The 12121-nt window shown below is 69.2% G+C and carries 16 protein-coding genes; 9 read left to right on the top strand and 7 right to left on the bottom strand.

The genetic code is table 11. The annotated features are described in order from the left end of the window. Positions 1-19: 19 nt before the first annotated feature. A complete protein-coding gene (locus BM198_RS27545; protein ID WP_074973943.1) occupies positions 20-340 on the bottom strand; it encodes a hypothetical protein in 321 nt (106 codons plus the stop codon). 103 nt (positions 341-443) lie between these two features. Next, positions 444-1040 (bottom strand): cysteine hydrolase family protein, encoded by a 597-nt coding sequence (locus tag BM198_RS27540; protein WP_044399773.1) that lies wholly within the window; start codon positions 1038-1040, stop codon positions 444-446. A gap of 326 nt (positions 1041-1366) precedes the next feature. Between BM198_RS27540 and prmB the strand changes: the two genes are divergently transcribed. Then, a complete protein-coding gene (prmB, locus tag BM198_RS27535) occupies positions 1367-2281 on the top strand; it encodes a 50S ribosomal protein L3 N(5)-glutamine methyltransferase (protein WP_074973941.1) in 915 nt (304 codons plus the stop codon). Between the two features lie 47 nt (positions 2282-2328). Here the strand turns inward: prmB and BM198_RS27530 are convergent, their stop codons facing one another. Beyond that, positions 2329-3117, bottom strand: a complete 789-nt coding sequence (locus BM198_RS27530) for a hypothetical protein (RefSeq protein ID WP_074973939.1) — start codon at positions 3115-3117, stop codon at positions 2329-2331. A 34-nt stretch (positions 3118-3151) separates the two neighbouring features. Continuing rightward, positions 3152-4144 carry an alpha/beta hydrolase gene (locus BM198_RS27525; RefSeq protein ID WP_083422493.1) on the bottom strand — a complete coding sequence of 331 codons (993 nt, stop codon included), beginning with the start codon at positions 4142-4144 and terminating at the stop codon, positions 3152-3154. A gap of 129 nt (positions 4145-4273) precedes the next feature. Here BM198_RS27525 and aroC point away from each other — a divergent pair, with 129 nt between their 5' ends. The 5 genes from aroC (at position 4274) to mtnC (ending at position 8579) form a co-directional block, all read left to right on the top strand. Beyond that, a complete protein-coding gene (gene aroC / locus BM198_RS27520) occupies positions 4274-5365 on the top strand; it encodes a chorismate synthase (RefSeq protein ID WP_074973937.1) in 1092 nt (363 codons plus the stop codon). Next, positions 5362-6513 carry an MFS transporter gene (locus tag BM198_RS27515; protein WP_074973935.1) on the top strand — a complete coding sequence of 384 codons (1152 nt, stop codon included), beginning with the start codon at positions 5362-5364 and terminating at the stop codon, positions 6511-6513. The genes aroC and BM198_RS27515 overlap by 4 nt, the downstream gene beginning before the upstream one ends. After that, positions 6510-7124 carry a methylthioribulose 1-phosphate dehydratase gene (locus BM198_RS27510; protein ID WP_069565757.1) on the top strand — a complete coding sequence of 205 codons (615 nt, stop codon included), beginning with the start codon at positions 6510-6512 and terminating at the stop codon, positions 7122-7124. The genes BM198_RS27515 and BM198_RS27510 overlap by 4 nt, the downstream gene beginning before the upstream one ends. A gap of 85 nt (positions 7125-7209) precedes the next feature. After that, entirely contained in the window at positions 7210-7755 is a 546-nt protein-coding gene (locus BM198_RS27505; RefSeq protein WP_044399754.1) for a 1,2-dihydroxy-3-keto-5-methylthiopentene dioxygenase, read from the top strand. 140 nt (positions 7756-7895) lie between these two features. Further along, positions 7896-8579: an acireductone synthase gene (mtnC, locus tag BM198_RS27500; protein ID WP_074973932.1), complete on the top strand. Its 684-nt coding sequence runs from the start codon at positions 7896-7898 to the stop codon at positions 8577-8579. A 13-nt stretch (positions 8580-8592) separates the two neighbouring features. Here mtnC and BM198_RS27495 read toward each other — a convergent pair whose 3' ends face one another. Beyond that, a complete protein-coding gene (locus BM198_RS27495) occupies positions 8593-9474 on the bottom strand; it encodes an endonuclease/exonuclease/phosphatase family protein (protein ID WP_074973930.1) in 882 nt (293 codons plus the stop codon). A gap of 148 nt (positions 9475-9622) precedes the next feature. Between BM198_RS27495 and BM198_RS27490 the strand changes: the two genes are divergently transcribed. From BM198_RS27490 to BM198_RS27480, 3 genes are read left to right on the top strand one after another with little or no spacing between them, the layout of a single operon-like run. Further along, entirely contained in the window at positions 9623-9829 is a 207-nt protein-coding gene (locus BM198_RS27490; protein ID WP_044399745.1) for a PLDc N-terminal domain-containing protein, read from the top strand. A 30-nt stretch (positions 9830-9859) separates the two neighbouring features. After that, entirely contained in the window at positions 9860-10051 is a 192-nt protein-coding gene (locus tag BM198_RS27485) for a PLDc N-terminal domain-containing protein (RefSeq protein ID WP_044399742.1), read from the top strand. Continuing rightward, complete coding sequence (locus BM198_RS27480; RefSeq protein ID WP_074973928.1) at positions 10048-10608, top strand: histidine phosphatase family protein; 561 nt, start codon at positions 10048-10050, stop codon at positions 10606-10608. Before BM198_RS27485 ends, BM198_RS27480 begins: the two co-directional genes overlap by 4 nt. 1 nt (position 10609) lies before the next feature. Here BM198_RS27480 and BM198_RS27475 read toward each other — a convergent pair whose 3' ends face one another. Together BM198_RS27475 and BM198_RS27470 are read right to left on the bottom strand one after the other, a co-directional pair. Beyond that, positions 10610-11155 carry a methylated-DNA--[protein]-cysteine S-methyltransferase gene (locus BM198_RS27475; RefSeq protein ID WP_202119710.1) on the bottom strand — a complete coding sequence of 182 codons (546 nt, stop codon included), beginning with the start codon at positions 11153-11155 and terminating at the stop codon, positions 10610-10612. Next, positions 11112-11993 (bottom strand): DNA-3-methyladenine glycosylase family protein, encoded by an 882-nt coding sequence (locus tag BM198_RS27470; protein WP_074973924.1) that lies wholly within the window; start codon positions 11991-11993, stop codon positions 11112-11114. Before BM198_RS27470 ends, BM198_RS27475 begins: the two co-directional genes overlap by 44 nt. Between the last annotated feature and the right edge of the window lie 128 nt (positions 11994-12121).

Here is a 12121-nt window from a genome sequence, read left to right as displayed (position 1 = left end):
CCCGCGAGGCGGGGCGACGTCAGTGGCGTTTCTTCATCAACCGGGGCGACAGGTCCAGGTTGCTGCGCCGGCGGAAGCGCCGCCGTGCATGGCGCCAGAGCCCAACGCCGAAGGCCAGTAGCAACAGGCCGCTGACCAGCAGCGTCAGCGCGGCGCCGGTGCTGTCGTTGAGCGTGCCGAGCGCCGGCGGACGGCCGAGCAGGGTGGCCGAGCCGGCCATCGCCAGGAGGATGCCCAGGGTGGCGATCAGTGCCGCACAGCCGGCCAGCAGCCGCCACCCCAGGTGCCGGGGCGCATGAGGGCGAAGGCGGCGGGCGTCGAATCCATCGGGTTGTCTCATCCGGTCTTCCTCGTCTTGATCGGGCGTATGACCGGAACCAGGGGGGTGGGGTTCCTGCCATTCGCCCGATAGGAGAGGGCCGGCTTTGCGGTGAGGCGTTGCCTCAGGCGAGGGCGCGTGCGTTGGGTACGACGCTGGCGAAGTTGTCGGCGAGGGCGATGACCTCGACGCGGTGCATCTCGTCGGCGCTGATCACGCCGCCGTCAGGGGTGGGCAGGTCACGGGTGGCACAGGCGGCGGCGACCAGGGTGCAGCGGTAGCCGTAGTCCTTGGCGGCGCGCACGGTGGTGCTGACGCTGGAATGGGTCATGAAGCCGCAGACGATCAGGTCCAGGTGGCCGATTTCCTGCAGGCGGTCGTGCAGGTCGGTGCCGGCAAAGGCGTTGGGCAGGCGCTTCTCGACGACCACCTCGCCAGGCAGCGGGGCGGCTTCGGGCATCTGCTGGCCACGTTCGCCCTGGGGGTCCAGCAGGCCACCCGGAACGCCCAGGTGCTTGACGTGTACGACAGGAGTGCCGGCTGCGCGAGCGGCGGCCAGCAGGGTCGCGATCTCCTCCAGTGCCGCGTCGAGGCCGGGCAGGGCCAGGACGCCGCTGCGGTACTCCTCCTGGACGTCGATGATGACCAGCGTGGCGTTGCTCAGGGTGGTCGGCGGGTAGCCCCGGCCGCTGAGTTGGAACATGGATTTGGGAGCAGACATGCGAATCTCCGGTACGACGTAGGCCGCTATTGTCCGCCGTGTGACGCGATAAGTGAACCATGTCGCGCAATCCTCTTGCGGGAACCTTCCCGCCCGGCGCACCATCGAAGCCCTTCGGATGGAGTCGAAGTCGCCGTGTGCAAGGAGTTGCCGCATGAATGGCCTGTCTGATCTTCCCCCTTCTTTCTGGTTGCTGTTCGCCTGCGCCGTGGCCATCGCCGTGTTGCGCGAATTGCGTCGTGAGCGCCGGGAAGACCCCTAGGTGCGTCGCAAGCCCTGAGCGGTCGGGTGTAGAATCCGCATCCCGTTCCAAGAGGTAGAGCGTCGTGTCCGAATCCCGCCTGCGCACCCTGCGCGACCACATCCGCTGGGCCGTTAGCCGTTTCCATGGGGAGAACCTGTTCTTCGGCCATGGCACCGACAACGCCTGGGATGAAGCCCGCCAGCTCGTCCTCGGCGCCCTGCACCTGCCCTACGAGATCGCCGACAGCTACCTGGACTGCAGCCTGGAGGACGACGAGCGCGAGCACGTCCAGGCCCTGCTGAAGCGCCGCATCCATGAGCGCGTACCGGCCGCCTACCTGCTGGGCGAGGCCTGGTTCTGCGGCCTGCCGTTCGTGGTCGACGAGCGCGTGCTGGTCCCCCGTTCGCCCATCGGCGAGCTGATCGAGCAGGGCTTCGAGCCCTGGCTGCCGAACATGCCGGCGCGCATCCTCGACCTCTGCACCGGCTCCGGCTGCATCGGCATTGCCGCCGCCCACGCCTTCCCCGAGGCAGAGGTGGTGCTGGCTGACCTGTCCTTCGACGCGCTGGAGGTGGCCAACCAGAACATCGAGCGCCACGAACTGGAAGACCGCGTCTATACCGTCCAGGGCGACGGCTTCGACGGCCTGCCCGGCCAGCGCTTCGACCTGATCCTGTCCAATCCGCCCTATGTCGATGCGGAAGACTTCGCCGACATGCCCGAGGAGTACCACCACGAACCAGCCATGGGCCTGGCCTGTGGCGACGATGGGCTGGACCTGGTGCGGCGCATGCTGGCCGAAGCCGCCGACCACCTGACCGAGCAGGGCACCCTGATCGTCGAGGTGGGCAACAGCCAGGTGCATGTGGAGGCGCTGTATCCGGAAGTGGACTTCACCTGGCTGGAGTTCGCCCGGGGCGGGCATGGCGTGTTCCTGCTCAGTGCCCGCCAGTGCCGCGAACACCAGGACCTGTTCCGCACCCGCCTGGCGGGCTGAAGAGGACCTCCCCGGTCAGGGCACCTCTGAAAATCGGGGCGTGCCCGTCAGTGGGTGGCGATCCAGATCAGCAGCCCGGCCTGGAACACGGCAAAGACCACCAGGCAGGTGATGGTGAAGCGCAGGCCGCTGTCGTCGCGCTTGAGTTCGGCGACGCGGTCCTCCAGCTTGCGGATCTGGATTTCCTGCTGGTGCAGGTTGTGGTCGGCCTGCTGCAGCATGTTGGCCGCGTCTAGCAGGCCGATGACCTGCACCTTCTCCTTGTTCCAGTCATCCAGCAGCTCGCTGACGCGACCGGCGCCATAGTGGGCGTGCAGTTGCAGAGGGTCCTGGTAGGTGACTTCGAATCCCTGGGCCTTGAGTACGTGGTCGCGGCGCTGGCGAATGTCTTCCGAGACGGCCAGCGTGTTCGGCAGTGCGCCGCCTTCGACCCGGTAGTGCGCCCACTGGCGTCGCGCCCAGTGGATGCCTCGGGCCAGCAGGAAGCGCCCCAGGCCACGGTTCTGGGGCTCCAGCCGCAGGCCGTCGTCGGGGCCGAAGCGGACCTCCTTGCTGCGGTGGTCGGCCCAGACCTCCAGGCGGTTCTGTTCCTTGCGCATGAGTTGCCCCGGCAGGTGCAGGCTGAGCACCAGCAGGCTGTGGTCGGGGCTGTGCCGTTCCACCTCGCCCAGCTCGATGAAGCGCAGCGGCCTGGGCCCCGTGGCAGCGTCGGCGGGCAACGGCGCCAGCCTCAGCAGCAGGTGGTCCTCCGGCGCCAGGTCGGCCCAGGGATGCGGTGGCACCACCACGGGCGTGGGGTCCAGGGCCTCGGGGGGCTGGGTGTCGGTGTCGCTCATCGGGCTTTCCTGTTACGGGCGCGGTGTGATCCGGTTATCGGCCGCCAGGCGGCGGGCTGGAGGGCAGGGCGGCGATGAACGCCAGCAGGTGCTGGCCCAGCTCGCGAGCCAGGGGCAGCTCGGCGGCATTATAGGAGCCCAGCTGCTCCTGGATACCGGCCGGCGTGATGCGCAGGATGTGGTTCATGCCGCCGATGACCGCCAGCTCGGCATCGGGCTTCGCGGCCTTCAGGGTCTCGGCATCGGCGACGCCGACCTGGATGTCGTGGCTGCCCTGCAGGATCAGTGCGGGGACTTTCACCGCCGCGAAGGCCTCGACCGGGTCGTGGGCCAGCAGCGAGATCAGGTAGGGCTGCACGCTGGGTCGAAACAGCACCATCAGCGGCGGCGGCACCTCGTCCACGGTCTGGCCGTTGCGCAGGGCCGCGAGGATCGCGGCGCTCCGTGCCAGGAGCGGAGGCGGCAGGCGCTGGCGTAGCTGTTCCACCAGCAACTGGTCGAAGGGCCGGCCGCTGCCGGCGATCACCACCAGGGCGGCGGCCTCGGTACGTGGCGCGGCCAGGCTGGCGATCAGCGCCCCTTCGCTGTGTCCGATCAGGATCAGCCTGGAAAACCGGGGGTCGGCCCTGAGCTGGCGTGCCCAGGCGACGGCGTCGTCCACGTAGCCGTCCAGGCTCAGCTGGCGTTCGTCCGGCCCGGCGTCGTGGCTGGCGGCAATGCCACGCTTGTCGAAGCGCAGGCTGGCGATGCCGTTGCGGGCCAGCAGCTCGGCGAGCTTCTTCAGGCTGTCGTTGCGCCCGCCCATGGGGTTGTTGCCGTTGCGGTCGGTAGGGCCGGAGCCGGCCACCAGCAACGCGACGGGGGCCGGCCCCTCGCCACCGGGCAGCAGCAGGGTGCCGTGGAGCACGCCGGTGCCGGTGTCCAGGTCCATGGGGCGCTGCAACACGGTCTGGGCGGCGAAGCCGGTGGCGGGTGGGAGCAGGCTGCAGAGCAGCGGGGCGAGCAGGGTGTACAGCAGTCGGGGCATGGGGGAATCCGTGTGGGAGTGCCAGGCTTGGATGCCGGCACCGGCGCAAGGTTCGTGGGTGAACTGGTCGGGCGCCGCAGGTATACTCCTCGGCCTTTCTTCGAGGCCCATTTCAGCGGAGCACTGTGCATGTCCGGCAACACCTACGGCAAGCTGTTCACCGTCACCACGGCTGGCGAAAGCCACGGCCCGGCGCTGGTCGCCATCGTCGACGGCTGCCCGCCCGGGCTGGAGCTTTCCCTGGAGGACCTGCAGCGTGACCTTGACCGCCGCAAGCCGGGCACCAGCCGCCACACCACCCAGCGCCAGGAGGCCGACGAGGTGGAAATCCTCTCCGGCGTCTTCGAAGGCCGCACCACCGGCTGCTCCATCGGCCTGCTGATCCGCAACACCGACCAGAAGTCCAAGGACTACTCGGCGATCAAGGACCTGTTCCGCCCGGCCCACGCCGACTACACCTACCACCACAAGTACGGCGTCCGCGACTACCGCGGCGGCGGCCGTTCCTCGGCGCGCGAGACCGCCATGCGCGTCGCCGCCGGCGCCATCGCCAAGAAGTGGCTGGCCGGGCAGGGCATCCGCATCCGCGGCTACATGAGCCAGCTCGGCCCGATCGAGATCCCCTTCAAGACCTGGGACTCGGTGGAGCAGAACGCCTTCTTCAGCCCCGATCCGGACAAGGTGCCGGAGCTGGAGGCCTACATGGACCAGCTGCGCCGTGACCAGGATTCCGTCGGCGCCAAGATCACCGTCGTCGCCGAAGGCGTGCCGCCGGGCCTGGGCGAGCCGATCTTCGACCGCCTGGACGCGGAGCTCGCCCACGCGCTGATGAGCATCAATGCGGTGAAGGGCGTGGAAATCGGCGCCGGCTTCGCGTGCGTCGCCCAGCGCGGCACCGAGCACCGCGACGAGCTGACCCCGGAAGGCTTCCTCAGCAACAACGCCGGCGGCATCCTCGGCGGCCTTTCCTCGGGCCAGCCGATCGTCGCCCACCTGGCACTCAAGCCCACCTCCAGCATCACCACCCCGGGTCGCTCCATCGACGTCGACGGCAACCCGGTGGACGTGATCACCAAGGGCCGCCACGACCCCTGCGTCGGCATCCGCGCCACGCCCATCGCCGAAGCCATGATGGCCATCGTGCTGATGGACCACCTGCTGCGCCACCGCGGGCAGAACGCCGATGTGCGTGTCACCACTCCGGTGCTCGGCCAACTGTGACCGGCGGCGCGCTGCCGTACTGGCGGCTGTCCGGTTTCTACCTGTTCTACTTCGCCCTGCTGGGCGCCACGGCGCCCTTCCTCGGGCTCTACTTCGCCCACCTGGGCTTTTCCGCCGCGCGCATCGGCGAGCTGGTGGCCATCCCCATGCTGATGCGCTGCGTGGCGCCCAATCTCTGGGGCTGGCTGGGCGACCGCAGCGGTCGGCGCCTGGCCATCGTTCGGTTGGGCGCGTTCTGCACCCTGTGCACCTTCGCGCTGATCTTCGTCGACAAGAGCTACGCCTGGCTGGCGATGATCATGGCCCTGCACGCTTTCTTCTGGCACGCGGTGCTGCCGCAGTTCGAGGTGATCACCCTGGCCCATCTCAGGGAGCAGGCCGCGCGCTACAGCCAGATCCGCCTGTGGGGCTCCATCGGCTTCATCCTCACCGTGGTCGGCCTGGGCAAGGCGTTCGAGGTGTTCAGCCTGGACGTCTACCCGATGGCGCTGGTGGTCATCATGGCCGGCATCGTGCTCAGCAGCTGGTGGGTGCCCAATGCCACGCCGGTGGCCCGGGAGGGAGGCGCCCGCGGCGGCTTCCTCGACCAACTGCGGCAACCCGGCGTGCTGGCGTTCTACCTGTGCGTCGGGTTGATGCAGCTGTCCCACGGCCCGTACTACACCTTCCAGACCATCTACCTGCAAAGCCTCGGTTACCCGCGCGGCTTCATCGGCCAGCTGTGGGCGCTGGGCGTGGTGGCGGAGGTCTTGATGTTCCTGGTGATGGCGCGCATCCTCTCGCGCTTCCCGGTTCGCCAGGTGCTGGCCGCGAGCTTCCTGCTCGCGGCGTTGCGCTGGCTGCTGCTGGGGCATCTCGCCGACAACCTCGCGGTGCTGCTGTTCGCCCAGGTGCTCCATGCGGCGACCTTCGGCAGCTTCCATGCGGCGGCCATCCATTTCGTGCAACGCCGGTTCGGCCCGCAGCAGCAAGGCCAGGGCCAGGCGCTCTACGCAGCACTCGCCGGCACCGGCGGCGCGCTCGGGGCCCTGTACTCCGGTTACAGCTGGAACAGCCTGGGCGCTTCCTGGACCTTCGTCATCGCCAGCCTGGCCGCCATGGCTGCTGCCGTTATCATTGCCACTCAATTGAAAGAGGAGCGGGCATGAACCGCGAAACACTCACCCGTGAAATCATCGAGGCCGGCCGCTTCCTCTATGGTCGCGGCTGGTCCCCGGCCACCAGCAGCAACTACTCGGCGCGGCTGTCGGCCGACCAGGCGCTGCTGACCGTTTCCGGCAAGCACAAGGGCCAGCTCGGCGAGGACGACGTGCTGGCCACCGACCTCGACGGCATCAGCCTGGAGCCGGGCAAGAAACCCTCCGCCGAGACCCTGCTGCACACCCAGCTGTACCGCTGGCAGCCCGGGATCGGTGCCGTGCTGCACACCCACTCGGTGAACGCCACCGTCCTCTCGCGGCTGACCCTTAGCGACTCGCTGGTGTTCGCCGACTACGAACTGCAGAAGGCCTTCAGCGGCGTGACTACCCATGAAAGCCAGGTGGAAGTGCCGATCTTCGACAACGACCAGGACATCGCCCGCCTGGCAGCCAAGGTCCAGCCCTGGCTGGACGCGCACCCCGAGTGCGTCGGCTACCTGATCCGTGGCCACGGCCTCTACACCTGGGGCCCGCGCATGAGCGACGCCCTGCGCCAGGTCGAAGCCTTCGAATTCCTGTTCGAGTGCGAGCTGAAGGTTCGCGCCCTGCAGGCCCGCTGACGCCACCCTCCGCCGAGGGAGCCTTGACCCAGACCGCCCGTGCAACCGGCCAGCAGAGCCGGAGCCGGCGACCAGGAGTACACCGATGAGCAGCCTTTCCGTTTACCACGAGTCCAGCCCCGACCTGCCGAACAAGGTGCTGACCCATGTCGACGACATCGCCTCCACCCTTGCGGCCGTGGGCGTGCGCTTCGAGCGCTGGCAGGCCAGCGCGCCGCTGACCCCGGGGGCGAGCCAGGACGAGGTGATCGCCGCCTACCGCCCGCAGATCGACGCGTTGATGAAGGAGCGCGGCTACGTGACGGTGGACGTGGTCAGCCTCGATCGCAGCCACCCGCAGAAGGCCGAGCTGCGTGCCAAGTTCCTCGACGAGCACCGCCACGCCGAGGACGAGGTGCGCTTCTTCGTCGCCGGGCGCGGCCTGTTCACCCTGCACATCGACGACTACGTCTACGCCGTGCGGTGCGAGAAGAACGACCTGATCTCGGTGCCTGCCGGCACCCGCCACTGGTTCGACATGGGCGAGGAGCCGCACTTCGTCGCCATCCGCCTGTTCAACAACCCCGAGGGCTGGGTGGCCCAGTTCACCGGGGACGACATCGCCAGGCGCTTTCCGCAGTTGGAGGATTGAGGCCATAGACGGGGCAGGGAGCGTGGTGGGCTGAAGCCCACCCTACGCCCACCCGGTATACCCGCCTGATACGCCTGTCTGCGTCCATCCATCCCTGCGATTGCGCCGGGTCCTGTGAATATCGAAATACCGGAGTCTGCATGCCCATCAAGGCCATCCTCACCGACATCGAAGGCACCACCAGTGCCGTGAGCTTCGTCTTCGAGGTGCTGTTCCCCTATGCCGCCCGCCACCTGCCGGGCTTCGTCAGCGAGCACGCCACCGAGCCGGCCGTAGCGGAGCAGGTGGAAGCGGTACGTCGCGAGAGCGGCGAGCCCGAGGCCAGCGTCGAGCGTGTGGTGGCGATCTTGCTGGAATGGATTGCCGAAGACCGCAAGGCCACGCCGCTCAAGGCGCTGCAAGGCATGGTCTGGGAGCAGGGCTACCGGGCCGGGCAGCTCAAGGGCCATGTCTACCCGGATGCGGTCGAGGCGCTGCGCCGCTGGCGCGCCGAGGGCTATCGGCTGTACGTCTACTCCTCGGGTTCGATCCAGGCGCAGAAGCTGATCTTCGGCTGTTCCGAAGCGGGTGACCTGAGCCCGCTGTTCTCCGGCTACTTCGACACCACCAGCGGCCCCAAGCGGGAGGCCGGGTCCTACCGCCGTATCGTCGAGGCCATCGGGCTGCCGGCGGAGGAGGTGCTGTTCCTCTCCGACGTGGTGCAGGAACTGGACGCGGCGCGCGAAGCCGGCCTGCCCACCATCGGCCTGGCCCGCGAGGGCGGCGAGCTGGCCGGGCATCCGACCGTGGCCAGCTTTGCGGTGATCGACCCGGCACACACCTGAGTCGACCCTCTCGTCAGTAGTCCAGCCACACCGCGCGGTGGTCGGAGCCTTGCCAGGGCAGGGCGCCCACCGCCTTCACCGTGCGGTCGCTGCGCAGCAGGATCAGGTCCACGCCCAGCAGCCCCGGCCACCAGGTGGGGCGCACGCGCTGGGCGGTGAGGCGCAGGCCGGCATCGGCCAGGAAGTCCTGCAGGCGCGGTGAGAACGCCGTGCTGTTGAAGTCCCCCATCACCACCACTTCACGACCTTCCAGGGCGATCTGCTCGGCCAGCTGGCGCAGGCTTTCGTCCCGGGCTGCCGCCAGTTCCGGCCCCAGGGGCGGCGGCGGGTGGATGCCGTAGAGCACGGTGCCGTCATCCAGTTCGGCGCGGATGTAGGGGTAGGCAGCCAGGCCGCGTGGCTCCAGCACCTGGCAGCGGCGCACCGGTTGGCGGGTGAACAGCGCCAGGCCGAACGGGCCGTCCTGGTAGCGGGCGCAGGCTTCCCGGGCTTTCAGTGGGGCCAGGCGTTCGCCCCAGGCGGGGGTGGCTTCGGTGAGGAACAGGGCATCGGCCGGCAGCGCGTTGAGCCAGGCGGCCTCAGCGTCGGCGCGGGGGTTGTCCAGGCGCAGGTTGTAGGCCATCACCCGGCGCTCCTGGCCGGTACTGCCCGGCGCGTCGTGCGGCCAGGGGGTGAGGCCCCAGCCGATCACCCCGGCGCCCGCGAGGACGAACAGCAGTGACGAGGCATTGCGCGGGTTGGCAAAGGCCCCTACCAGCATCAGGCCGGCCTGCAGCGGGGCGAAATGGCTGAACAGCTCCAGCACCCAGTGGAAGCGACCGAACTGGCCGAGCACGATGGTGACCAGGCCAAGCCAGGCAAGCTGGTTGAGGTGGAAGCGCAGGGCCTTGAGCACGGAAACATCCTGATGGCGGCGGGTGGGAGATTGTAGGGCATCCGCCGATGGACGGAACCTTGTCCGCCGCCATCTGCCCAACCAGCTGTTCACCTGAGGCGGCAGGGGCGCGATGCCCCCGTCACAATCCTGTGCATGGGAGGACGCCATGAGCGGAGCGGCAATTGCTTTCTACGGCGGGCTGGGCGCACTTTACCTGCTGCTGACGGCCTGGGCGCTGTACAACGTGGTGACCAGCAACGTACCGCGCCAGCTGCGCTGGCTGTGGGTGGCGCTGCTGGTGCTGTTCCCCGTGCTCGGGCTGTTCAACTGGGCCTGGATGGGCCCGCGCAGGCGGCGCCCGGGCGCTGCCTGATCCGTCTTTCCCCCCAACAGGAGCGTTGTCATGGGTTCGCTGCTCAACAGCCTGGCCGGTCTGGTCATCCTGGCCCTGGATATCTGGGCCATCCTCAATGTCATCAAGAGCAATGCCGAGATCGGCATGAAGGTGCTGTGGATCCTGCTGATCGTGCTGCTGCCGGTGCTCGGCCTGATCATCTGGGCCATCGCCGGCCCTCGTGGCGATGTGCGCTTGTGAGCCGCGGGCTACGCGCCTGGGTGGGCGCCCTGCTGGCCCTGGGCTGCCTGGCGGCCCAGGCCGAACCCCAGGATGACGCCTGGGCAGCGCTGCGCAGCGGCCAGGCCGCCCTGTTGCTGCGCAATGCCAATGCGCCGGGCGCGGGCGATCCGGCGGGCTTCCAGCTGCAGGACTGCCGGACCCAGCGCAACCTCGATGCCCAGGGCCGGCGCGAGGCCCAGCAATGGGGCCAGCTGCTGCGCCGCCATTGGATCGAGGGGCCGCGCATCTATGCCGGGCGCTGGTGCCGCACCCAGGAGACGGCCCTGGAGCTGGGGCTTGGCGCGGTGGAGACCCTGGACGCGCTGGATTACTTCGACGGTGACCTGGCCGCTGCGAAGCGCTTGCGCCAGCGTGTCAGCCAACTGCCACGGGGCCTGCCGCTGGTGCTGGTGACCCACGGGGTGAACATCGGCGCGCTGGCCGGCATCACGCCGGTTCCGGGCGAGGCGGTGATCGTGGCGATGCCGATCGGCGAGCCGCCTCGGGTGCTGGCGCGGGTGCCCGCGCCGCACTGAGTCAGATGAGTTGCAGCTGGTCCTGGGCCGGCTGCAGCTGGGCGCCTTCGAGACGCAGCAGGATGGCCTTGCGCTCCAGTCCGCCGGCAAAGCCGGTGAGGCTGCCGTCGCGGCCGATCACCCGATGGCACGGAATGATGATGGCGATGGGGTTGGCGCCATTGGCGGCGCCAACGGCGCGCACGGCCCGGGGGCGGCCGATCTCCTGGGCGAGGGCGGCGTAGTGGGTGGTCTGGCCGTGGGGGATCGCCTGCAGGGCACGCCACACGTCCTGCTGGAAGGGTGTGCCGCGTGGCGCCAGCTTCAGTTCGAAGCGCGTGCGCTTGCCGGCGAAGTAGGCGTCCAGCTGCCGGCAGGCGTCGTCCAGCTCGCGCGTCGCGGGCTGCCAGGTCGGGTCCAGTGTCCAGGGCGTGGCGCTGTCCATGTGCAGCATGCGCAGCCCTTCCTCGTCGCCGGCCAGCAGCAGGGTTCCGATGGGGCTGGGGTGGTGGCGGAAGTACACGTCAGGTCTCCGTTGCGTAGCTGTGCCAGAGGTACACGGCAGCATAGGCGCGCCACGGTCGCCAGCGCTCGGCGCGTTCGGCGAGCTGGCGTGGGCTGATGCCGCCGGCACCCCAGAGGGGGGATTTGAGCAGGCCCAGGTCGGCCGTGGGGAAGGCATCCGCGTCGCCGAAGGCCCGCAGGGCAATGTACTGGGCCGTCCAGGGGCCGATGCCGGGCAGGGCACAGAGCCGCGCCTGGAAGGCTTCGACGCCGTCCGCCAGGCTCAGTTCCAGCTCGCCCGATGCCACGGCGGCGGCCAGTCGGCGCAGGGTCTCGACCCGCTTGCCGGGCATGCCGATGCCGGGGAGGGCGTCTTCGGCGATGGCCGCCGGGGTGGGGAACAGGCGCAGGCCTTCGGGGCTTTCGGGCAGGGGCGCGCCCAGGCGCTCCACCAGGCGGCCGGCGATGGTCACCGCAGCCTTCACCGTCACTTGCTGGCCGATGATGGTGCGCACCGCCTGTTCGAACGGGTCGAAGGCGACCGGCAGGCGCAGCCCGGTGTGTCGCTCCAGGAGCGGCTTCAGCACCTCGTCCTGCGCCAGGGTGGCGGCAACGGCGAGGGGGTCGCAGTCCAGGTCGAACATCCGCCGCACCCGCAGGGCGATGTCCGCCTGGACCGCTGCGGCCTCGTGCGGCAGTTCCAGCAACAGGGCATCGGGCGTGGGCGTGACGCGGAACCAGCTGTGCAGCTCACCCAGGCGGATGCTGCGGGTGTAGCCGTGTTCATCCACCCGTTCGACGCCGGGCAGGCGACGCAGGCTGAAGTGGGCGTGGAACTGGTGCCAGTGCCAGGGCGGCTGGAACGGCAGCGTCTGGCGCAGGAGAGGGGCGGGTGTCTGCATGGCGCGACGATACCCGCTGAGAGCGTGACCTGTCGCGGGAAAATCGGCCGTCGCCACGGTTCGACCTGACACGGTGAGCGTCGTAGAATGCGCGCCTTTCTCCGGGCGGGCCGCTGTTCCGTCCTTCT

The sequence above is a fragment of the Metapseudomonas otitidis genome, from assembly GCF_900111835.1.
Classification (GTDB): Bacteria; Pseudomonadota; Gammaproteobacteria; order Pseudomonadales; family Pseudomonadaceae; genus Metapseudomonas; species Metapseudomonas otitidis.
This window is presented reverse-complemented; position numbering and strand designations above follow the sequence as displayed.

What these genes read in the sequence shown, in the direction of transcription:
- BM198_RS27490 (WP_044399745.1), top strand. Translation starts at nt 9,623, where the DNA reads ATGAGCGGAGCGGCAATTGCTTTCTACGGCGGGCTGGGCGCACTTTAC.
- BM198_RS27540 (WP_044399773.1), bottom strand. Translation starts at nt 1,040, where the DNA reads ATGTCTGCTCCCAAATCCATGTTCCAACTCAGCGGCCGGGGCTACCCG.
- BM198_RS27510 (WP_069565757.1), top strand. Translation starts at nt 6,510, where the DNA reads ATGAACCGCGAAACACTCACCCGTGAAATCATCGAGGCCGGCCGCTTC.
- aroC (WP_074973937.1), top strand. Translation starts at nt 4,274, where the DNA reads ATGTCCGGCAACACCTACGGCAAGCTGTTCACCGTCACCACGGCTGGC.
- BM198_RS27475 (WP_202119710.1), bottom strand. Translation starts at nt 11,155, where the DNA reads ATGCTGCCGTGTACCTCTGGCACAGCTACGCAACGGAGACCTGACGTG.
- BM198_RS27485 (WP_044399742.1), top strand. Translation starts at nt 9,860, where the DNA reads ATGGGTTCGCTGCTCAACAGCCTGGCCGGTCTGGTCATCCTGGCCCTG.
- BM198_RS27525 (WP_083422493.1), bottom strand. Translation starts at nt 4,144, where the DNA reads ATGCCCCGACTGCTGTACACCCTGCTCGCCCCGCTGCTCTGCAGCCTG.
- BM198_RS27505 (WP_044399754.1), top strand. Translation starts at nt 7,210, where the DNA reads ATGAGCAGCCTTTCCGTTTACCACGAGTCCAGCCCCGACCTGCCGAAC.
- BM198_RS27470 (WP_074973924.1), bottom strand. Translation starts at nt 11,993, where the DNA reads ATGCAGACACCCGCCCCTCTCCTGCGCCAGACGCTGCCGTTCCAGCCG.
- mtnC (WP_074973932.1), top strand. Translation starts at nt 7,896, where the DNA reads ATGCCCATCAAGGCCATCCTCACCGACATCGAAGGCACCACCAGTGCC.
- BM198_RS27530 (WP_074973939.1), bottom strand. Translation starts at nt 3,117, where the DNA reads ATGAGCGACACCGACACCCAGCCCCCCGAGGCCCTGGACCCCACGCCC.
- BM198_RS27545 (WP_074973943.1), bottom strand. Translation starts at nt 340, where the DNA reads ATGAGACAACCCGATGGATTCGACGCCCGCCGCCTTCGCCCTCATGCG.